The 21,176-nt window shown below is 31.8% G+C and carries 23 protein-coding genes; 17 read left to right on the top strand and 6 right to left on the bottom strand.

Annotated features, from left to right (window positions below; translation table 11 throughout):
• The first annotated feature begins 25 nt into the window (after window positions 1-25).
• Together DZ65_RS0101780 and DZ65_RS0101775 are read left to right on the top strand one after the other, a co-directional pair.
• Window positions 26-787: an ABC transporter ATP-binding protein gene (locus tag DZ65_RS0101780; RefSeq protein WP_024790587.1), complete on the top strand. Its 762-nt coding sequence runs from the start codon at window positions 26-28 to the stop codon at window positions 785-787.
• Between the two features lie 20 nt (window positions 788-807).
• Complete coding sequence (locus DZ65_RS0101775) at window positions 808-1,545, top strand: hypothetical protein (protein ID WP_024790586.1); 738 nt, start codon at window positions 808-810, stop codon at window positions 1,543-1,545.
• Here the strand turns inward: DZ65_RS0101775 and DZ65_RS0101770 are convergent.
• Window positions 1,532-1,756: a hypothetical protein gene (locus DZ65_RS0101770; protein WP_035907007.1), complete on the bottom strand. Its 225-nt coding sequence runs from the start codon at window positions 1,754-1,756 to the stop codon at window positions 1,532-1,534. The genes DZ65_RS0101775 and DZ65_RS0101770 overlap by 14 nt on opposite strands.
• Window positions 1,747-2,844: a succinyl-diaminopimelate desuccinylase gene (gene dapE, locus DZ65_RS0101765; protein ID WP_024791135.1), complete on the bottom strand. Its 1,098-nt coding sequence runs from the start codon at window positions 2,842-2,844 to the stop codon at window positions 1,747-1,749. Before dapE ends, DZ65_RS0101770 begins: the two co-directional genes overlap by 10 nt.
• A 145-nt stretch (window positions 2,845-2,989) precedes the next feature.
• Here dapE and DZ65_RS0101760 point away from each other — a divergent pair, with 145 nt between their 5' ends.
• Window positions 2,990-4,165, top strand: a complete 1,176-nt coding sequence (locus DZ65_RS0101760) for an amidohydrolase (RefSeq protein ID WP_024791134.1) — start codon at window positions 2,990-2,992, stop codon at window positions 4,163-4,165.
• Window positions 4,155-5,171 (top strand): GNAT family N-acetyltransferase, encoded by a 1,017-nt coding sequence (locus DZ65_RS0101755; RefSeq protein WP_024791133.1) that lies wholly within the window; start codon window positions 4,155-4,157, stop codon window positions 5,169-5,171. The genes DZ65_RS0101760 and DZ65_RS0101755 overlap by 11 nt, the downstream gene beginning before the upstream one ends.
• A 9-nt stretch (window positions 5,172-5,180) precedes the next feature.
• On the opposite strand, the gene DZ65_RS0101750 is transcribed toward DZ65_RS0101755, so the two are convergent.
• Window positions 5,181-5,516 carry a hypothetical protein gene (locus DZ65_RS0101750; RefSeq protein ID WP_024789209.1) on the bottom strand — a complete coding sequence of 112 codons (336 nt, stop codon included), beginning with the start codon at window positions 5,514-5,516 and terminating at the stop codon, window positions 5,181-5,183.
• A 140-nt stretch (window positions 5,517-5,656) separates the two neighbouring features.
• Between DZ65_RS0101750 and ligA the strand changes: the two genes are divergently transcribed.
• From ligA to aat, 4 genes are all read left to right on the top strand, one after another.
• Window positions 5,657-7,699, top strand: a complete 2,043-nt coding sequence (ligA, locus tag DZ65_RS0101745) for an NAD-dependent DNA ligase LigA (protein WP_024791132.1) — start codon at window positions 5,657-5,659, stop codon at window positions 7,697-7,699.
• A complete protein-coding gene (locus tag DZ65_RS0101740; RefSeq protein ID WP_024786976.1) occupies window positions 7,689-7,982 on the top strand; it encodes an ATP-dependent Clp protease adaptor ClpS in 294 nt (97 codons plus the stop codon). The genes ligA and DZ65_RS0101740 overlap by 11 nt, the downstream gene beginning before the upstream one ends.
• Complete coding sequence (locus DZ65_RS0101735; protein ID WP_024790581.1) at window positions 7,983-10,136, top strand: AAA family ATPase; 2,154 nt, start codon at window positions 7,983-7,985, stop codon at window positions 10,134-10,136. It begins immediately after the preceding gene.
• Window positions 10,137-10,212: 76 nt separating this feature from the next.
• Complete coding sequence (gene aat / locus DZ65_RS0101730; protein ID WP_024791131.1) at window positions 10,213-10,893, top strand: leucyl/phenylalanyl-tRNA--protein transferase; 681 nt, start codon at window positions 10,213-10,215, stop codon at window positions 10,891-10,893.
• Here the strand turns inward: aat and DZ65_RS0101725 are convergent.
• The gene (locus tag DZ65_RS0101725) at window positions 10,882-11,508 is read right to left on the bottom strand and encodes a LexA family transcriptional regulator (RefSeq protein ID WP_024790579.1); all 627 of its coding nucleotides are present in this window, start codon (window positions 11,506-11,508) and stop codon (window positions 10,882-10,884) included. The genes aat and DZ65_RS0101725 overlap by 12 nt on opposite strands.
• An 83-nt stretch (window positions 11,509-11,591) precedes the next feature.
• Here DZ65_RS0101725 and DZ65_RS0101720 point away from each other — a divergent pair, with 83 nt between their 5' ends.
• A complete protein-coding gene (locus DZ65_RS0101720) occupies window positions 11,592-12,830 on the top strand; it encodes a DNA polymerase (protein ID WP_024790578.1) in 1,239 nt (412 codons plus the stop codon).
• Window positions 12,831-12,835: 5 nt separating this feature from the next.
• On the opposite strand, the gene flgG is transcribed toward DZ65_RS0101720, so the two are convergent.
• Both flgG and flgF read right to left on the bottom strand, forming a co-directional pair.
• Window positions 12,836-13,624 carry a flagellar basal-body rod protein FlgG gene (gene flgG / locus DZ65_RS0101715; protein ID WP_024786971.1) on the bottom strand — a complete coding sequence of 263 codons (789 nt, stop codon included), beginning with the start codon at window positions 13,622-13,624 and terminating at the stop codon, window positions 12,836-12,838.
• Window positions 13,625-13,714: 90 nt separating this feature from the next.
• On the bottom strand, window positions 13,715-14,500 hold the full coding sequence (gene flgF / locus DZ65_RS0101710; protein WP_024790577.1) for a flagellar basal-body rod protein FlgF: 786 nt from the start codon (window positions 14,498-14,500) through the stop codon (window positions 13,715-13,717).
• Between the two features lie 88 nt (window positions 14,501-14,588).
• Here flgF and rpoD point away from each other — a divergent pair, with 88 nt between their 5' ends.
• The 8 genes from rpoD (at window position 14,589) to DZ65_RS0101670 (ending at window position 21,170) form a co-directional block, all read left to right on the top strand.
• Window positions 14,589-16,403, top strand: coding sequence for an RNA polymerase sigma factor RpoD (gene rpoD / locus DZ65_RS0101705; RefSeq protein WP_024790576.1), 1,815 nt, complete (start codon window positions 14,589-14,591; stop codon window positions 16,401-16,403).
• Between the two features lie 89 nt (window positions 16,404-16,492).
• Entirely contained in the window at window positions 16,493-17,290 is a 798-nt protein-coding gene (locus DZ65_RS0101700; RefSeq protein WP_035907309.1) for an NAD+ synthase, read from the top strand.
• A gap of 32 nt (window positions 17,291-17,322) precedes the next feature.
• Complete coding sequence (locus DZ65_RS10675; RefSeq protein WP_156920206.1) at window positions 17,323-17,484, top strand: hypothetical protein; 162 nt, start codon at window positions 17,323-17,325, stop codon at window positions 17,482-17,484.
• Window positions 17,474-17,947, top strand: a complete 474-nt coding sequence (locus tag DZ65_RS0101690; protein WP_024786967.1) for a GNAT family N-acetyltransferase — start codon at window positions 17,474-17,476, stop codon at window positions 17,945-17,947. The genes DZ65_RS10675 and DZ65_RS0101690 overlap by 11 nt, the downstream gene beginning before the upstream one ends.
• Window positions 17,926-18,837 carry a tetraacyldisaccharide 4'-kinase gene (locus DZ65_RS0101685; protein WP_084021906.1) on the top strand — a complete coding sequence of 304 codons (912 nt, stop codon included), beginning with the start codon at window positions 17,926-17,928 and terminating at the stop codon, window positions 18,835-18,837. Before DZ65_RS0101690 ends, DZ65_RS0101685 begins: the two co-directional genes overlap by 22 nt.
• Window positions 18,837-19,388 carry a hypothetical protein gene (locus DZ65_RS0101680; RefSeq protein ID WP_024790574.1) on the top strand — a complete coding sequence of 184 codons (552 nt, stop codon included), beginning with the start codon at window positions 18,837-18,839 and terminating at the stop codon, window positions 19,386-19,388. Before DZ65_RS0101685 ends, DZ65_RS0101680 begins: the two co-directional genes overlap by 1 nt.
• Entirely contained in the window at window positions 19,385-20,350 is a 966-nt protein-coding gene (locus DZ65_RS0101675; RefSeq protein ID WP_024786965.1) for a hypothetical protein, read from the top strand. Before DZ65_RS0101680 ends, DZ65_RS0101675 begins: the two co-directional genes overlap by 4 nt.
• Window positions 20,343-21,170, top strand: coding sequence for a tyrosine-type recombinase/integrase (locus DZ65_RS0101670; protein WP_024786964.1), 828 nt, complete (start codon window positions 20,343-20,345; stop codon window positions 21,168-21,170). The genes DZ65_RS0101675 and DZ65_RS0101670 overlap by 8 nt, the downstream gene beginning before the upstream one ends.
• The last annotated feature ends 6 nt before the right edge of the window (window positions 21,171-21,176 follow it).

The following is a 21,176-nucleotide window of genomic DNA, read 5'->3' as shown; positions in this document are numbered from 1 at the left end:
TGTTAAATAATTTTAAAGGATATAAATGATTGAGATTCGTCATTTGAAAAAAACATTTGGCAAAAAAGAGGTATTAAAAGATATAAACCTTGATATAGCTGAAGGGAAAATTACATATATTTTGGGAATGTCCGGTCAGGGAAAATCCACCATTATCAAGCATATAGTGGGGCTTCTTAAACCAACAGGCGGAGAAATTTTAGTAGATGGAGTGGATGTGGCAAAAGCGGATATAAAAACACTGTATGAAATAAGAAAAAAGGTCGGTTTTACTTTTCAGGAAGGTGCACTTTTTGACAGTATGAATATTTTTGACAATGTGGCTTTTCCTTTGGTTGAACACACAAAATTATCCAAAAAAGAGATAGAAAAAAAGGTATTTCAAACACTCGAAATGGTTGGACTTGAAGCAAAAAGGGTTGCATATTTATATCCACACGAACTAAGCGGGGGAATGAGAAAAAGAGCGGCTACGGCAAGAGCAATTATAATGGAGCCCAAGTATATTCTTTATGATGAACCTACAAGCGGGCTTGATCCAATTATCAGTGATAAAATTACAAGAATGATAGAAAGTCTTACAAGAAAACATAATATGACCAGTGTTGTTATTTCACATGATTTAAAAGAAACTTTTAAAAGTGCCGATTTTATAGCATTGCTTTTTAACGGTGAGATTATTGAATTCGGCGATGTAGAGGAATTTAAAAATTCAAAAAATCCGGTTGTACAGGCTTTTATAGAAGGTGATAGTGAAAAATACGAAACAATGGCGGATGGAATTTAATTAAATAAAAAAGGAAACAAATGAAAAAGATGCTTATTTTTTTAGCAAGTATACTTTTGGCTTATGATGCAAAAGTTCTGCCTTTTGATGAATTTGATATAAAAGCAAGTGTAAGCGGGGAGGTGATATTTGCAGACAAAAATTTTGAAGCCGAAAACGTAAATAACAAAACAATTGTAAAATTGGACGATTATCAGGAAAAAGTTAATAAAACCAATTTAAAAACCCAAATTAAATTGTTAAAAAATGAAATAAAAAAAACCAAAGAAGCTTTAAAAAGAAAAGAAAAAACCTATTTAAAATATAAAGATCTTAAAACAAAATCCCAAATAGAAAAAGATTTAAAGTTTTATGATTATATAAACACATATAATCAGCTTATCAATTTAAAATTAAGCTTAAGCAGCGATATGGCAAATCTTAAAAAAACAGAGGATTTAATTAATAAAAAAAACATCAAAGCAAACGGATATGTCTACGAAATTTATGTAAACAGGGGTGATTATCTTACACCCGGAAGACTGGTGGCAAAAGTGTATGATACAAGCAGGGAAAAACTTTATATTTATGTGCCTGTTGATAAAATAAATTCGATAAAAACTAAAAGAATTTATATTAACAATAAATTAAGCAGTTTTAAAATTACTAAAATCTGGCATGTGCCGGATGAAAAATTTGTAACGAGCTATAAAGTAGAATTAGTTGGAAAAGGTTTAAAATTCGGAGATATTGTGGATGTCGAATTTAAAAAAGAGTAGGGGAATGTGTATCCGGATTTTTCAGACTGTCTGAATCTATTATTTCTCCTATCTCATCTATATCCAGATAATCCGGATATTCTACTTCTATTCCGAAATCGTTATAAAAAACAGCTTTATCCCCCCTTATTTCATCGAATTCTAAAATTTCGTTTTCTACTGTTTTAATTAATATTCCCTTTTTAAGTTCATAAACTTTTCTCAATTCCATTCCTTGATTACATTTTCAAAAACACGTGATAGTTTTATAACTTCATTTTTACCTGTTCTTTCATTTGGTGCATGGATTGTATCGTTTTTTACTCCAAATTCTACTGTTTTTACCCCATTTTTGGCAAAAAATCTTGCATCGCTTGTTCCGCCTGCGGTAGAGTGTTTTGGAGTGAGTCCTGTAATTTTTTGAATGGATTTATCCAGATTTTTCACAACTTTTGTATTAGGGTCGGTTATAAAAGGCTCAGCGCTTTGTTTGAGCTCCAGGGTGTAATTCATATCTTTAAAATATTTATGAATAAAATTTTTAACATCTTCTTTTGTGGTATGGGTATTGTTTCTTACGTTAAACATCATTTTAAGCTTACCCGGAGTTACGTTTGTAACTTCCATACCGGCTCTGATATCCGTTACAACAAATTTACTCGGAATAAAAAATTCATCTCCGCTGTCTAAATCGGCCCCGGCGATTTTATGAAGCACCTGTGCGACTTTATGAATCGGATTGACTGATTTTTCCGGATAAGCCGCATGCCCCTGAAGCCCTGTTTTTTTTAAAACCCCGTTAATACTTCCCCTTCTTCCTATTTTTATGGCATCTCCGAATTCTTTTTCACAGGTTGGCTCAGCCACTATAGCATAATCTGGAATTAAATTTTTTTCTTTTAATATTTCAAGCATATATTTTGTGCCCCAGATGGCATCGCCTTCTTCGTCGCTTGTAATCAGTGCGCTTAATGTGCCGTTAAAATTTTTGACATTTTTAAGCGCCCAAAGAAAAGCCGCAACACCGCTTTTCATATCCTGTGCGCCTCTTGCAAAAATATAGCCGTCTTTTTCAGTCGGAGTAAACGGGTCTGTATTCCAACCATCACCCGGAGGCACTACATCAATATGCCCTGCAAAACATAGATGGTCTCCCTCTGTGAATTTTTTATATAAAAAGAGATTTTTAACCCCCTCTTTTTCATTCTCAATCACTTCAAAATCATTTAAATAATTTTTTATAAACTCCATTGCACTGTCGTCATTTGGAGTTATTGATTTAAAACTTAAAAGTTTTTTAAATAGTTCTGTTACATCCACTTTTTTTCCTTTTTGTTTTAATAATAGCAAATTTTGTGTAAAAAATAAACTAAATCAAATGATTAAAAATTTTTAGATAAAACTTATATAAAGATTTATTAAATATGTGTTATAATATATTAAACCAGTATTAAAAGGAGAGGGTGTGAAAGAAATATTAAAAGAAATTGACTCTCTAAAAAAGAAAATAATCGACATCAGACGCCACCTTCATATGTATCCCGACCTTTCACACAAAGAAAAACCGACACGTGATTATATTAAAGGTATTTTAGAAAGTAAAGGAATTAAATGTAAAACTTTTAAAGACCACTATGGAATGGTTTGTGATATTGTTGTCGATGAAAACAGGCCTTTTTTGGCATTCAGGGCGGATATGGACGCTCTTCCTATACAAGAAGCAAATGATGTTTCTTATAAATCAAGAAAAGACGGTATTATGCATGCCTGTGGACATGACGGGCACAGTGCAGTTTTGGCAGGATTACTTATTGCTTTAAACAGACATAAAGATAAACTCCCTATAAATATAAGAGGAATATTTCAGCACAGTGAAGAAGATACCGAGGGAGGTAGTGAAGATTTGATACGAGACGGGGCATTGGAAAATGTAAAGGCAATATTTGGGCTTCATATGTATCCATATTTAAATACAGGTGAAATTGGTTATAAATATGGGGAAATGATGGCAAGTGCCGATACGTTTGAGATTGAAATTTTTGGGAAAAGCTCACATGGGGCAAGACCTCATGAAGGGGTTGATGTGCTTTTAACCGGTGCACTTGCTATCAATTCAATAAACCATATTATTTCAAGAAGAATCGATCCTCTCCATCCCGCTGTTATTTCCATGGGTACTGTTAAAGGTGGAAAAGCTCCGAATGTGATATGTGATTATGTGAAAATGACCGGAACGGTTAGAACCCTTAACGATAAAGTTAGAAATTCCATAAAAAAGATGATGGAAGATGCGATTAAGGGAATTTGTTTTGCGATGGGGGCTGATTATAAGTTTCATTATTTTTTTGGAAATCCCGAACTTATAAACGATGATAAAATGGTAGATATTGTCATAAAATCTGCAAAAGAAACAGGTGCAAAACCGTTTGATTTGAAACAGCCGGTAATGGGAGGGGAAGATTTTGCCAATTATTTAAAAATTGTTAAGGGGGCATTTTTCAGACTCGGATGCTGCAGTAGGGAAAAAAATATAGGATGTGTTCCGCAACATCATCCAAAATTTGATATAGACGAAGATTCATTGCCGTTAGGGGCAAAGGTTATGGCAAATTTAGTGAAAGAATTTAAAAATGAGAGTTAGTAATATATTTTCACCTTTATTTGTAAAACAGGAAAAACTTTTTGTCAATATAAGGGATTTTAAAAAAGAAGATGCAAACGGGATAGTTGAATTAATTAGAAAAAATTACGCAGACACTTATTATAGAAAAGGTTTTTATGATGCCAATATGTGGATAAAAGCATACAATGAAAAAAGATTAATCCCTATAATTGCCGAATATCAGGGAAAAATAGTAGGTCAGTTTTCTTTAATACTCAATGACAAATACAATGCGGAAATCGGTATTGCCGTAGTTCACCCTGATTTTAAAGGAAGAGGTATTATGAATCAGATGTTTGATTATTTGATTAAAAAAGCAAAAAGTATAAAACTTTATGCAATATACGGCGAGGCCATTATGTTTCATCCTTTCTCACAAAAGGCGAATTTATCCCACTCAATGGTTGAAACGGCCCTTCATTTTGGGGAAGTCGCTCATTGGATATCTCAAAAAGAATTTAAATTTGAAAAAAGAAGCGGTGTTTTGATTTCTTATCTTTTATTTAAAAAAGAAAAAAGAAATTATTATCTTCCCGAAATTTATAAAAAAATAATGCTTGAGAGAATCAAAAAATTAAAAATTACCGTTACAAAAACAAAAATTAAAAGAATAAAACCGAAACTTGAGTTAAAAGTAAAAAAAATATTAAAAATTGCAATTATCAGAGCAGACAGTCGGGTTAAAAATTTTGAAAAAAAATTTAATTTTATTTTTTCAAAAGCAAAAATAAAAGCGGATATGATATATCTTGATATTAATCTTCATTCCCATTATGTAGAAAAAATAGTTGAATTTGCAAGTAAAAAGGGATTTTTTTATAGCGGTATACTTTTTTATAGGTACGATGGAATGGATTATTTAAGACTTCAGTTTGAAAACAGGCATAAAATAGAAGAGAAATTAAATGTCTGTTATTCTAAATATTGTAAAAAACTGACAAAATTTATTTTAAAAGATAAAAAAAGGGTAAATAAATTAAATTGATTAAGTTTTTTAATCAACAGGGTTTTCGTAATAAACATATGTCTCGTAATTTGTTATTTCAAAATATAATTTTTTCTTTTCGTTGGGGTCAACTTTATAATTAAAATTTTTATCAAGATATCCGTATCCGAACCTGTAAGGTCTTGGTTTGTTGTCATCAGTCCCGTGAGCAGTTGTAAGTTTGTCCACTTTTAAAAATCTCATTACGACCCTGCCTCCGGAATAAATATCCACAACACCGTTTACTCCTGTAAAATTTTGAATGGAATGTCCCAATTTATTTTGCTGTTCCTGGGTGCATCCTGAAATTATCAAAATTAAAAAAAATCCTAATATTTTTTTCATTGAAATCCTTTTTTTTAAAAATTATAGCATATTATAAGTTTAGTGATATAAACTAAAGAAACTTGAAATTTAAAATAAATTTTGATATAATCAGTATACATAATGCAAAATATGATACAATAAACACAAAAAGAGGATGGATGATTAAAAATTATGAGGAATATAAAAAAGCTGTCCAGCTTTTAAAAAAATATTCATATTATTATTATGTTTTGGATAATCCTTTAGTTACAGATGAAGAATATGATAAATTATACCATGAAGTTGAAAAATACGAAAAAGCGCACCCTGATGAAACAGACCCGGCTTCTCCTACACAAAGGGTCGGCGATGTGGTACTTGAGGGATTTGAAAAGGCCAAACATATAACAAGAATGTGGTCTATGGAAGATGTGTTCAGTGAATCTGAATTTAAAGACTGGTTAAACAGGGTGAATAAATTAATTGATGAGTATTATACTTTATACATAGAACCAAAATTTGACGGAGCCAGTTTAAATCTGGTTTATAATAACGGGGAATTGGTTAGAGCAGAAACAAGAGGCGATGGTGATATCGGGGAGAATGTCACGTTAAATGCAAAAACTATAAACTCCATACCTTTAAAGATAAATTATAAAGGACTTATTGAAATACGGGGGGAAGTTTTAATAAAAAAAGAGGATTTTGATAAATTAAATGAAGAGAGAGTTAAAAAAGGCGAAAGCACTTTTGCAAATCCGAGAAATGCGGCGGCAGGAAGTCTAAGACAGCTTGACCCTAAAATTACGGCAAGCAGACATCTGTTGTTTCAACCCTGGGGTGTGGGATATCCTGTTGAAATATTAAATTCCACGGAGGTGGAAAACGACAGGTATGAAAACGATAAAAAAATGTTTTTTGATAAATTTAAAACATATAAAAATTTAATGGATTTTGTTTATTCCCTCGGATTTAGGGAACCCCCTAAAAGGGGGGAGTGCAAAAAAGACGAAATTGAATGCATTCAGAAAAAATATAACAAATTTGTTAAAATCAGGGATGATTTGCCTGTAATGCTTGATGGTATGGTTGTTAAAGTGAATGAGCTTAATTTACTTGAAAAATTAGGTTACACCCAAAAATATCCAAGATGGATGGTCGCATATAAGTTTCCTGCCGTTGAAAAAGAGACAATTTTAAAAGATGTTGTTATTCAGGTCGGAAGAACCGGCGTTTTAACCCCGGTTGCCGTTTTGGAACCTGTTGAAATAGGCGGGGTTATAGTAGAGAGGGCCACTCTTCATAATTTTGATGAAATTGAAAGAATGGATATCAGAATAGGTGATCATGTAATAGTAATCAGAAGCGGGGATGTTATCCCTAAAATTACCAAAGTTTTGGCATGGAAAAGAAGCGGAAATGAAAAGAAAATAAGTAGACCCACACATTGTCCCGTATGCGGAAGCGAGGTACTTGATGAAGGGGCTCTGATTAAATGTCAAAATCTTTCCTGCCCGGCAAGGGTTGTGAATACTATAATTTATTTTGCGAGTAAAAACTGTATGGACATAGAGGGGCTGGGAGAGAGCGTAGCAAAACTTTTATATGAAAAAGGGCTTGTAAAAGATATAAGGGATTTATATAAACTTAAAGTTGAAGAACTTGAAAGGCTCCCTGGTTTTGCAAGAAAAAAAGCCGAGAATTTGATAAACGCAATTAAAAAAACAAAAGGGACTGAATGCTGGAGATTTGTAAATGCTCTCGGAATTGAACATATAGGAGAAGTTGCAAGCAAAAAAATTTGCGAAAAATTCGGGGTCGGTTTTTATAAACACGACCCTTTAGAATTTATGCATATAGATGGTTTTGGGCCTGAGATGGTAAAATCTATTGAAGAATATGTAAAAGTAAATAAAGAAAAAATTGAAGAGCTTATAGAATTAATTCAGCCTAAAAGCCCCGAAGCTAAAGAGATTAAAGAATCTCCTTTTCTTGGCAAAACAGTAGTTTTAACAGGAGCTATGAAAAAACCGAGAAATGAGATAAAAGAACTTTTTGAATCTCTTGGGGCACATGTAAGCAGCAGTGTAAGCAAAAGAACAGATTATGTAATTTACGGCGAAGATGCGGGGAGTAAATTTGATAAGGCTAAAAAACTTGGCGTTACCCTTCTTCCCGAAGATGAAATGTGGAAAATGATAGGAGAGCAAAATGCCGACTAAAGTTTTGGTAGAAGATGATTTGGAGATTATTACCCCAAAACTTTATAAAGTTATATTGCTTAATGACGATTACACAACTTTTGATTTTGTAATAGAAATATTACGTTCAGTTTTTAATAAAAGTGAAGACGAAGCTATAAACATTACGCTCAAAGTGGATAGGGAAGGCAGCGCTGTTGTGGGTATTTATCCTTATGAGATAGCCCAGATGAAAGTAGATAAAGTTCATACCCTTGCGCGTTCATCCGGCTATCCATTGAGGGCAAAAATAGAGGAGGTATAAATGCAGATAACTGAAAATTTAAAAAATATATTTAACGAAATAATAAATGAAGCTAAAAGAAGACAAAACGAATATATAACAATAGACCATGCTTTTTATATTTTATTGAAAGATAAAAACATAAGAAATTTACTTGAAGATGTAGGGGTTGATGTTGATTATATAAGAAGGGGGCTTGATTATTATCTTGACAGATATATTGAAAAAGCCCCTGTGGTTGTAACGCCCACAGAAACCCTTTCTTTTCACAAAGCAACCGAAAGAATGATAAAGCATATTCAGGGAATTAAAAAAACCGTTGCCGATGAAATCGACTTTTTTATTGCACTTCTTGAAGATGAAACAAGTTATGCAAATCAGCTTTTAAAAGAATTTGGAATAGAAAGAGTCGAAATAGTCGAATATGTAACAGAAACAAAAGAGGAAAAGAATGAGCCAAAAGTATTGGGGGAATTTACAACCGAACTTGTAAAAGAAGCCAAAGAATTTGATGATGTAATAGGCAGGGAAAAAGAAATAAACAGGATTATGCAAATCTTAGTTAGACGTAAAAAAAATAATCCTGTTTTAGTAGGAGAACCCGGAGTGGGTAAAACTGCAATTGTTGAAGGTCTCGCCAAAAAGATAGCTTTTAACCAGGTTCCAAAAGAGCTTAAAAATAAAAAAATTTATTCTCTCGATATGGGGAGTTTGATAGCGGGTACCAAATACAGAGGTGAATTTGAAAAAAGAATGAAACTTATTTTAAACGAACTTAAAAAAGAAAAAGAGCCTATTTTGTTTATAGATGAAATACATATGATTGTAGGTGCGGGTGCTGCTGGCGGCAGCAATATGGATGTTGCAAATCTTCTTAAACCGGCACTTGCAAGAGGTGAAATAAGATGCATTGGGGCTACTACTTACGAAGAATTTAAAAACCATTTTGAAAAAGACAGAGCCTTAAACAGAAGATTTCAAAAGATAGATATAAAAGAGCCGTCTGTTGAAGACACAGTAAAAATACTTGAAGGTTTAAAATCAAGATATGAGGAGTTTCATAAAGTTAGATATTCAAAAGAAGCAATAAAAAGTGCGGCAATTTTAGCTAAAAAATATTTAAGAGAAAAATATCTCCCCGACAGTGCAATAGATTTAATAGATGAAGCCGGTGCAAAATATAAATTAAAGGGCAAAAAATTAATTACAAAAAACGATATCGAAACAATAATCGCCAGTATCGCCAATATTCCAAAAGAGAGTGCAACGAGTAATGAAATAGAAAAACTTAAAAATCTCGAAAACAGTTTAAAATCAAAAGTTTTCGGACAAGAGGCGGCTATAAAAGAGCTTGTTAAGGTAATTAAAAGAAAAAAAGCAGGATTAACCCGCGAAGATAAACCGATAGGAAGCTTTCTGTTTGTAGGACCTACAGGTGTTGGTAAAACAGAAGTAGCAAAACAGCTTGCAAATATACTCGGTATTAATTTTATAAGATTCGATATGAGCGAATATCAGGAAAAGCATTCAGTCGCCAAATTAATCGGTTCACCTCCCGGATATGTGGGATATGAAAAAGGAGGAATACTTACAGAAACCATAAGAAAACACCCTCACAGTGTATTACTTTTGGATGAAATAGAAAAAGCGCATCCTGATATAGTGCAGATTCTTTTGCAGGTTATGGATAATGCGACTTTGAGCGATAATGACGGCAGAAAAGCTGATTTTAGAAATGTTGTTTTGATAATGACAAGCAATTTGGGTGTTGGTGAGGGAAATAATCTTGGATTTATGCAGGAATTCAGTGAATTTAAAGAAGATGCAATAAACAGATTTTTTGCACCTGAATTTTTAAACAGGCTTGATGCCATAGTGAGATTTAAACCTTTAAGCAAAGAAAATGTATTAATGGTGGTAGATAAGTTTATTAATGAGCTTCAGGATAAATTAAATGCCAAAAAAGTAAAATTAACTCTTACAAAAAGGGCTAAAGCCGCACTTGCTAAAAAAGGATATTCCCCTAAAATGGGGGCAAGGCCTCTTGCAAGGGTGATTGAGGAAAATATAGTAGAGCCTTTGAGCGAAGAGATTTTATTTGGGGAGCTTAAAAACGGAGGAGTGGCAAGATTTGATTATATAAAAGATAAATTCAGTTTAAAAGTTAAAAAATAGTGAGTTGTGAATTGTGAGTTTTGAATTATGAATTATAAATTATGAATTTAAAAAGTAAAATAAAGGTTAAAAATATATGATTAAAGTTAGGGAATGTCCTCCTTTATATCTTCTTGATGATTTCACTTTTCCTTCCCCTTATGAAAAATTTGATGAAGGATTTGTAGGGGCAAGTTATGATTTACACCCCAAAAGACTGCTTGAAGGTTATTCAAGAGGTTTTTTCCCATGGTATCAGGATGAGGACGGGCTTTTTCACTGGTATGTATTAAATAAAAGGCTTATTTTAAAAGTCGATGAGGTAAAAATTACTAAAAAATTAGCTCAAAAACTCAGGAGCTCAAAATGGGAATTTAAAATAAATTCAAAATTTGAGGATGTAATCAGAAATTGTGCAAATGTAAAAAGAAAGCAAAGCGGAACCTGGATAAATGATCCATTTATAGAAGCTTATACCAAATTACATGAACTCGGATTTGCCCTTTCGGTTGAAAGTTATTATGAGGGGGAATTAGTTGGGGGTTTTTACGGGGTTGCAATAAATAAATATTTCAGCGGTGAGAGTATGTTTCATATAAAACCCGATGCAAGTAAGTTAGCTTTAATTTATTTTTGTAATTTTTTAAAAGATAACGGAATTGAATTTATTGACTGCCAGGTCCCAAGTGCCCATCTTCAACGAATGGGGGCAAAAATATATGAAAAAAAAGAATTTATTCCAATGATTCAAAAAACAAGCGGGATTTTAAATCTCTAATTTTCCCGCCACTTTCCCTATAATATTAATCTCCTCAGGACTTACAGTTTCTTTTGGATAGATTTTATTGTCTGAGATGATTTCAATTTCCCCTGTGCTTTTTAAATTTATTCTTTTTACAAAAACTCCGACATTTGTGGAAATTACGAAAATTCCCCCGTTTATGATGTTTTTGTCATTTCTGTCTATAAATATAATATTGCCGTCTTTTAAAGTAGGCTCCATTGAATCACCGATTACGTTTATTGCATCTAAATTTTTATTTAGTATTTTTTTGTCAATATATAAAATTTCATAATTTTCATCAAAGTTTATTGCCCCGCCGCCCGCACTTGCATTTATATCTTTAAAATACCTAATCTCAGAGAATTTTTCTGTCTCGGTTGCTATTGCATCAATGCTCTGGTCAAACAAAAGCCAGTTTATTGAAATTTTCCTTTTAGCACAAAAAAGAGCTATTTCTTTAAAAGGGATTTTATTTCTTTTTTTAAGTATGGATAAATTCTCAGGTGTAATGCCAAGAACGTTTGCCACATCTTTATTTAAAACTTTTCTATCTCCCACTTCATTTGAAATTATATCTTTAATTTTTTCTATTATTTTTTCAAAATCCATTTCAGTCCTTAACAATTTGTTAATTTATTGAAGTATATTTTATCAAAATGTTAATATTTTGTAAATAAATTAAAGGATTAAGGATGAAAATACACCTTGATTTAGACGCTTTTTTTGTATCGGCCCACATAAGTGTTGATTCAACTTTATTGAATAAACCCTGCGTTGTAGTAAAAAGAAATGACAAAGAAATTTTCAGTGAAAAAGCAAATGTTTATAATTTAAACAAAGGTGCTTTTACTTCGGAAATTATAATAAGCAAAAAAAAGCCTGATAAAAGCTATTTTTTAGAAAATGGCAAAATTAGGGGGATTGTGGTTACTGCAAGTTATGAAGCAAGAGAGCTTGGAATAAAAACAGGTATGACCTTAAAAGAAGCTCTTATCATTTATCCTAATTTAGAGGTTATTTTACCTGATTATAAACTTTATCATTTGCTTTCATACAAATTAAAACTTTTTTTAAAAAGAAAAATTCCGGCAGTGGAACAATATAGCATTGATGAATTTTTCGGGGATTTGGCAGGCTGGATCGAAGATGAAAAAATTGAAGGATTTTTAAAAAATCTTCAAAAAGAAATTTATGAAAAATTTAAACTTCCGATTTCCATAGGTGCGGCAAAAAGCAAATGGATTGCAAAACTCGCCACAAATTACGCAAAACCATACGGTATAAAAACAGTAAGAAATATTGATAAATTTATTAAAAATGTTCCAATAGAGAAATTTCCGGGAATCGGCAAAAGAATAGAAAAAAGACTGAAAGAAAAAGGAATTACAACTTTAGGAGATGTAAAAAACAATAAAAAATATTTTTATTCGTGGGGAAAAAACGGCGTAGTTTTATATAACAGAGTTTGTGGCAGGGATAATGAAGAGGTAAAAGAGAGGGAAAATAGAAAAAGTATAGGTATCTCAAGAAGGTTTGATCCGATTTATGATAGGAGCGAAGCTGTAAGAAGAGTTGAAATTTTATGCAGATATTTGTCTTTTTTAATTACTAAAAACAGACTTAATCCCACTTTTTATTACTTAAAAATAAAATATAAATATTCAAAGCCCCAAAAAGCCCATATAAATATTGAAAGGATTTTTAATGAACTTTTGTTAAAGGAAATTATGACCACTCTTTTTTATACGGCCGATAATAAAGAGGATTATATTGTTTCTATTGCCTTAAGTGTCGGAAAATTTAAAAAAACAAGCAATTTGTTTGATTATGAAAAAGATAAAAAAATGGAAAAATTAAACAGGGCGGTTTATAAATTAAGAAGTAAATTCGGGCTCTCAGCCGTTGTGACGGCGGGGGAAAAAATTATTTAAAAAAATTAACGTTTGAGATTATTTACAGTCTGGAGCATTTCATCACTTGTAACTATCGCTTTACTAGCGGCGTCATAAGCTCTCTGTCCTGTAATTAAATCTGTCATTTCATCGACCAGCTGGACATTGCTCATTTCCAAAAATCCCTGTCTAATCTCACCCGTGCCGTCCTCCCCGGGAGTTGTAACAATAGGGTCTCCCGAAGCAGAGGTGTTTATATATAAATTGCTTCCAAGTGAATGAAGACCTGCAGGATTTATAAATTTTGCAAGCTGAATTTGCCCGATTTGCTGCATTTGCGTCTGTCCTGCTTCCAATATACTGACTGTTCCGTCTGTTCCCACAGAAACCTGAACGGTGTCGGCCGGCAGTGTAATACCGGGAATTAATTTATATCCGTCGCTTGTTACGATATTCCCGTCTTTGTCGAGTTTAAAAGCTCCGTCTCTTGTATATGCTATTCTTCCGTCAGGCAGTTGAATTTGGAAAAAACCGTCTCCCTGGATTGCCAAATCCAGGTTATTTCCTGTTTCTTTAAAATTTCCCTGTGTAAAAATCTTACTGATGGCTGTAGGTCTGACCCCAAGCCCTACGCTTATTCCGGTTGGTGACTGGGTGTCTGTTGAAGTTGCTGTGCCTGCATATTCCATTGTCTGATAAAACAGATCTGCAAATTCGGCCCGTTGTTTTTTATATCCTATTGTATTAACATTTGAAATATTGTTTGAAACAACATCTATTTGTGTTTGTTGTGCCAACATTCCCGTAGCTGCCGAATAAAGACTTCTTAGCATATTAATTCCTTAATTTTTTTATTAAAAAGCAAAAATCATTCCAATTTCACTACTCACAACTCACTACTCACTATTCACAACTCACTAATTTTATCCTCTTACATTTGCAAGTTTTTCAATAGCATCACGGTTTAAATCATCCATAAATGTTGTCATAATTTTTTGATAGCTTTCAACCATTCTATTTGTATCAATTAAATCTGTCATTTCTTTAACCGGATTTACATTTGACTTTTCCAAAAATCCCTGTAAAACACTGTTTTTTGAATCTATTGTTGCAGTATCCGGAATAAAATCGAATAAATTGTTTCCTATTTTTTTGAGTGTGTTTAAATTATTTATTTTTACTATTTTTAATGTGGCGATTAACTGTTTGTTTTGGTAAATATTGCCGTTTTGGCATATTTTAATCGGATATGATGTATTAAGCTGTATAGGTTTATTTTTATTGTTTAATACTTTAAATCCGTCTTTTGTAACCAAATATCCGTTTGAATCAAGTGAAAAATTTCCGGCACGGGTCAGTTTTTCCCCATCAGGCGTATTTACTGAAAAAAATGCATTTTTTTCTTTGAGAGCCAAATCAAGAGGATTCCCCGTCTTTTGAAGATTGCCTATATCGAATTTGGTATATTCTTCTACAACAACAGGAACTTTATTAAGCGCCCTGTTTAAAAATTTTGCCGCTTCTTTTGTATTGTTTTCAAGTGGAAGATTGTCTCTTTTTTCATTAAATATTCTTTCATAATCGCCGATTATAATATCGTCTTGTTTAAAACCCGAAGTGTTTATATTTGCCAGGTTGTTTGATATTACATTAAGACGATTAAATTGTGTAACCATACCGCCGGTTGCGCCGTAATAACCGTTAATCATTGATTAACCTTTTTTTTGTATAATGAAAGCAAATAGCGTTCCGTTCATTTATTATATAATTACAGATTATTATTCAAGGAGAAAATTAATGGCATTACCTAAAGAGCTTGAAAAGTTATTTAAAGAAAACAAAAAAGGCGTTATTACTTATGAAAAGATAGTCAGTATTTTACCAAAAACTCCTACAAAATCTCAAACTAAAGAAATTCTGACAAAAACGAAAGAAAACAATATCAAATTAATGACTGCGGCAGAAGTCGCCAAACTTAAAAATCTTGAAGATGTTGTAAAAAATGAAGAAGAGAGAGAAAGAAAAAAAGAAGAGCTGGCGGAGGATATCTTAAAAGATAAAGAGCTTCTCGAATGGAGCCGTTCCGATTCCCCCGTTAGGATGTATCTGAGAGAAATGGGTCATATTCCGCTTTTGGATAAAGATGAAGAAGTGGAAATTTTCAGAAGAATCCAGCTCGGGGAAGAGATAATTCTTGATGCGATATGCTCAATCCCTTTTTTGATTGATTTGGTGTTAAAATATAAAGAGCCTTTACTTAACAGGGAAAGAAGGGTAAAAGAACTTTTTAAAAATTTTGTTGACGAAGAAGAGGTTGAAGACGAAGATACAAAAGAGGGAAAAAGAAATAAAAAAATATCCATCAGGGAAAAAAGAATAAACGAACTTTTTAAAAATCTGGAAAAAGCAAAAAAAGAGTGGGAAAAAGTTTTAGACGAATACGACCAGGTAATAAACGCCACCAATATGGATGAGCTTGAAAGGCTTCAGAAAATTTTGACGCTTACGTTTAAAAAGAAAAAAGTAAAACTCGCATTAAACGAACTTGGATATACTTCCAAACTTATCAATGAAATAGTAAAAACTGTTGAAACTGCCTTAAAAGGCGATAAAGATTTTGAAAAAGAACTTAAGAAAAAAGAATACAGACTGCCTCTTTTTAACGAGCAGCTGAGAAAACTCCACAGGGAAATATTAAGTAAAATCACTTCTCTTAGCAAAGAGGATATTGCGGCTATGGTTCCGGAACACACAATGGTTAATATTTATATGGATATAAAAAAATTAGTTGAAGCGAAAAAGGCAAGCGACAATACATTCGGAATGGAACCTGAAAAACTTGAAGTAATACTTGAACAGTTAAAAAGAGGTAAAAAAATTGCCATAGAAGCAAAAGAAAAGATGGCCAGGGCTAATTTAAGATTAGTTGTCAGTATTGCCAAAAAATACACCAACAGAGGGCTTCCTTTTCTTGATTTGATTCAGGAAGGAAATATAGGGCTTATGAAAGCCATTGATAAATTTGAATTTGAAAAAGGATATAAATTTTCGACATATGCAACCTGGTGGATAAGGCAGGCAATTTCACGTGCCATTGCCGATCAGGCTAGAACTGTGAGAATTCCTATCCATATGATAGAAAACATCAATCAGATTAATAAAATAATCAGAAAACATGTTCAGGAAAACGGAAAAGAGCCTACCCTTGAAATTATTTCTAAAGATATGAAAATGCCGATAGAAAAGGTAAAACAGATTCTAAAAATTTCAAAAGAACCGATTTCCCTTGAAGCTCCGGTCGGAGAAGAGGAAGACGGAAAGTTCGGAGATTTTATAGAAGACAAAACCTTTATTAACCCTTATGAAGAAGTGGTTCACGAAGATTTGAGAAAACATATTGATGAAATTCTTTCTCAGCTTAATGACAGGGAAAGAGAAGTTATAAAAATGAGATTCGGTCTTATGCCCGATAAAAGTGAAAGAACGCTTGAAGAAATTGGAAAAGCGCTTAATGTAACCCGTGAAAGGGTCAGGCAGATTGAGAGCAGTGCTATTAAAAAACTGCGCCATCCAAATATAGGTAAACTTCTTAAAAATTATATTGAAAGCTAAATAAATGGTGAAAATGGTGAATAGTGAAAAATCTGCCCGGCCGCTTGCAAAGCGGCGGGGTGGTGAGTAGTGAGAATGGAGAATGTAAAATGGAAAACAGTAAATGGAAATTGATTGAAAACTTCTTAGTTAAATTTATTTATGAAGAAATAACGAAAACAGGATTGAAAAAAGGAATCTGCGGCATTAGCGGCGGGATTGATTCAGCCGTTGTGGCAGTTTTGGCTAAAAAAGCATTAGGTGATAATTTCAAAGCTTTTATGCTTCCAAGCCAGTTTTCTTCCCCTTCAAGTATAGAAGATGCAAAAACATTATGTAAAAAATTTGATATAGAATATGAAATAATATCTATTGCTCCACTTCTTGATGCCTATCCTATAGATGATAAAGTAAGACTTGGAAATTTTTCTGCAAGAATGAGGATGGCTGTTTTATATGACAAAAGTGCCGAACTTAAGGCATTAGTAATCGGTACAAGTAACAAAAGCGAATTAATGCTGGGTTATGGAACATTGTACGGAGATTTGGCAAGTGCACTTAATCCGATAGGGGATTTGTATAAAACGGAAATTTTTGAGTTTGCAAAATATTTAGGTGTGCCTGAAGCTATTATAAATAAACCTCCGAGTGCGGATTTGTGGAAAGGCCAGAGTGACGAAAAAGAACTTGGGTATTCATATGCTGAGATTGACCCTGTTTTAATGGAGTTTGTGGATAACAGGGCTACGAAAGAAGAGCTTTTGGAAAAATTTGATAAAGATTTGGTGGAATTTGTAATAAACAAAATTTATAAAAACCAGTTTAAAAGAAAAATGCCTATTATTGCAAAACTTAAATCAAGAACTGTGGGCCATGATTTTTTATATGAAAGAGATGTCAGATTATAAATTTATGTTATAATTTGTAAAAAAGGTTAAAAATGGCATATAAATTGGAAAATGGCAAAATAAAAAGGGTTTCTCTTCCTAAAAAATTATCTAAAAAAAATGAAGAATTATTAGAAAAATATTGGGAAAAAACTCCGGCTTTTGAAAATAAAATTCTAAAAAAATTTAGTATAAAAACAATAAATGGTAATTAAATTTATTAAATATCAAAAAATAAATAAATCTTTTATAAGTTTTTTTAAAGATGAAATTTTTAATAATAGGGAATATGAGTTTTTAAAAAAACTAATTAATGATACTAATAAAAATAAAAGTACAGTTTATGTGTTAGAAATTGAAAATAAAAAAGCAGGTTTAATAGGTTTAACATTTGATAGGGTAGCTAATTCACCTGTTATAAGTATTGATTACATTTTTGTGGCAAAATCTTATAGAGGTAAAAAAATAAAGAAATTAAGTAATAAAAAAATATCTGAAATATTAATTTATTATGCTATTGAATTAGGTAAAAAAATTAAAGATTATGTTAGTGTAAGATATTTAGCTTTATATCCTGATATGCAAAATATTAATTTAACAAAATATTATTTATCTATTTTTCCAAATACTTTTAAATTAAAAGAAAATAAAGAAATATGGATTTTATTAAAAATATGAGAATTTTTACTTTTTTCGAAGAAATGTATTATGAACCAAAATGGTATCATTGGCCGGTAATCGTTTCTCTTTTACCAGTTTCATTTCTTTATATGATAATAGCACATTTTAAATTTCCCAGAAAATATACAGATATGGGTATACCCGTTATTTCGGTGGGTAATATAATTGTGGGAGGCAGCGGAAAAACCCCGATAACGATAGCAATAGCAAATTATTTGAAAGAAAAAAAAGTCGCTGTGATTTTAAGGGGATATAAAAGACTCTCAAGCGGATTGGTTATAGTTAAAGATTTTAATGAAATACTTGTTCCTGTTGAAATTAGCGGAGATGAGGCGATGGAAATAGCTACTTCCACAAAAGCCGCCGTTATAGTGAGTGAAGAGAGGAAAAAGGCAATTGAAAAAGCTAAAAAAATAGGGGCCGAAGTTGTCATTCTGGATGACGGATTTGACAAACCTTTTGAAAAATTAAATATTGTAATAGATAAAAAATTAAAAAATCCTTTTGTTTTGCCGGCAGGAGGATACAGATATCCAAGAGTTGCACTTAAATTTGCGGATATTATTTTAAAAGAAAATATCGATTTTAAAAGAAATGTTGAAAAAGTGAACGGGGATGTTCTAATTTCAGCTATATCAAATCCAAAAAGACTTTTAAAATATGTTGATGTAAAAGAATACAAATTTTTTCCCGACCATTACTGCTTTAAGAATAAAGATATAAACGAGTTTAAAGATAAAAAAATAGTTACTACAAAAAAAGATTATGTAAAATTGAAACAATTCGGTTTTAATCTGAAAGTTATTCAAATGAATTTGGAATTAAACCAAAATATTTTAAAGCAAATAGACGAATATTTGTTAAAATTTCATAAAAAAGGTAAATAATGGAAATAAAAGAGCAGTTAAAACAGGACGAGCAGTTATTGGTTCAGGTTTTTAAACTTGAAAAATTTATAAAAAAATATAAAAAACATTTAATTATTGCTGCGGTAATTTTAATTGTTTATGTAATCTGGCAGGCTTCTTACAATTATATTAAAACCCAGGAGCTTATTAAAACAAACAATGCTTTTGATGAACTTATTGTTAACCCTGATAATAAAAAAGCACTTGAAACATTGAAGGAAAATAAAAAACTCTATGAACTTTATCTTTTAAGGGAAGGTAAAAATCTTAATAAAATTTCAACCCCCGAACTTAAAGAATTTGCGGCATATAAAACGGCTATGCTAAAAGGGGATATTAAGACCTTGGAGAATTATTTATTAAATCCCGATTATAAAGTTTTAAAAGATGCCGTAAGGGTTGCTTTAATCAGGGCATATCTGGCAAAGGGAAACAGAAAAAGAGCGCTTGAAATAAGCAATGATATCAAACCAAATTCAAAATTTGCTGATATTGCAAAATATCTTTTACATTACGGGATAATAAAATGAAAAAATATTTACTATTAGCGGCTTTAATTTTTGCGGGCTGTTCAACAAAACATTTTGAACCCGAAAAAGTATATAATAAAAATTTAAATATAAATACCCAGGATAAAAAACTGGCCGAATACACATATAAACATTTAACGTTTGTAAAAACAAAAGGTTTTTTTAAAGAAAAAAAAGAATATTTTGATGAAAACAATAAAAGTTTGGGAAGTTTTGTAAAAATAAACGACGATTTGGCCGTAAACGGGGATAAACTGTTAATAATTTCTCAAAAAAGAGTAATTAAAATGCCTCAGCTTATATATTCAGCCACTAAAAAAGGCGCTCTAATTGCGGTAGTGTTTGAAGATAACGAATACGGTATTTATGATTTGGATAAAAAGGCTCTTGTATTTAAAAATTCAGATGACGGAATGATTGAAGCCAGATACATACATGCAAGCCCGGTTTTTTATAATGATTTGGTTTTGTTCCCGCTTCTCAGCGGAAATGTGGCTGTTGTGGATTTGACTAAAAAACGTTTTATTAGAAACTTGATTGTTTCACAAAAAAATATTAACGATAATGTAATTTATCTTAAAATAGTAAATGACAAACTGTTTATGGCTACCCCTCATAATTTAACTTTATTTAATCCAAATTTTTTAATTCATTACAACGACGATATAAAATATGTAATAAATTTGGGAAATTATTTATATGTTTTTACAATAGACGGCAGAATAGTAAAATTGGATTTAAATCTTAAAAAAATTAAAGAAATCAAACTTCCATATGCTTCTTTTTCACTTCCAGGCGTATGCAGGGGTAAAATTTATACGGTTGAGCATGAAGATTATTTAATCGAAATAGATGAAAATTTAAATTATAAAGTGTATGAAGGTGATTTTGATACAGATTCTCCTTTAAAAATTCAAAACTGTAAGATTTATAATAAAAACAAGGTGTTTTTTATTGAGTAGATATCTTGAAGCTTTTTTAGAATATCTTTTGATAAATAAAGGTGTGAGTAAAAACACCTATGATGCTTATAAAAGAGATTTAATGCAGTTTGAAGAATTTATTAAAAAGCCAATTATTGAGGCTGAAAGCGGCGATGTAATTAGGTTTTTATCTGAAATTGAAAATAAAAGAAGTTTAAACAGAAAATTAAGTGCTATTAACTCTTTTTTTGATTTTGCATATAAAAGAAATTTTGTTGATGAAAAATTTAAAATAAAACAGGCCAAACTCCCAAAAACCCTTCCTAAATTTTTGAATAAAGAAGAAATTTTAAATTCAATATCGCATATAAATTCCCAATCTTCATGGTTTGAGCTCAGAGACAGGGCTTTGATTTTGTTTTTGTATGCCACTGGGCTTAGAATAAGCGAAGCTTTAAATATAAAAACAGGTGATATAGAAGGCGGCTGGGTAAAAGTAGAAATGGCAAAAGGTGAAAAACAAAGGATAGTGCCAATAGCGGATGCTGCTTTAAATACACTTAATGAATATTTACATAAAAGACCCTGCGTCAATGAATTTGTTTTTGTAAATAAAAACTGTGATAAATTAAGCAGAATATCCGCATTTAACATTACCAAAAAATATCTGAATGTATCTCCTCATGTACTCAGACATTCATTTGCCACAGCACTTGTGTTGGGCGGGGCGGATTTAAGGGTTGTTCAGGAACTGCTCGGCCACGCCTCTCTTAACACCACCCAGATATACACACATATTCAAAAAGAAAATCTTAAAGATACAGTGTTAAAATATCATCCGTTGGAAGAAATAGAATAAAGTGAG

The organism is Lebetimonas sp. JS032 (genome assembly GCF_000523315.1).
Taxonomy (GTDB): Bacteria; Campylobacterota; Campylobacteria; order Campylobacterales; family Nautiliaceae; genus Lebetimonas.
The sequence above is the reverse complement of the archived record's forward strand: the minus strand, read 5'-3'. Positions and strand labels throughout refer to the sequence as shown.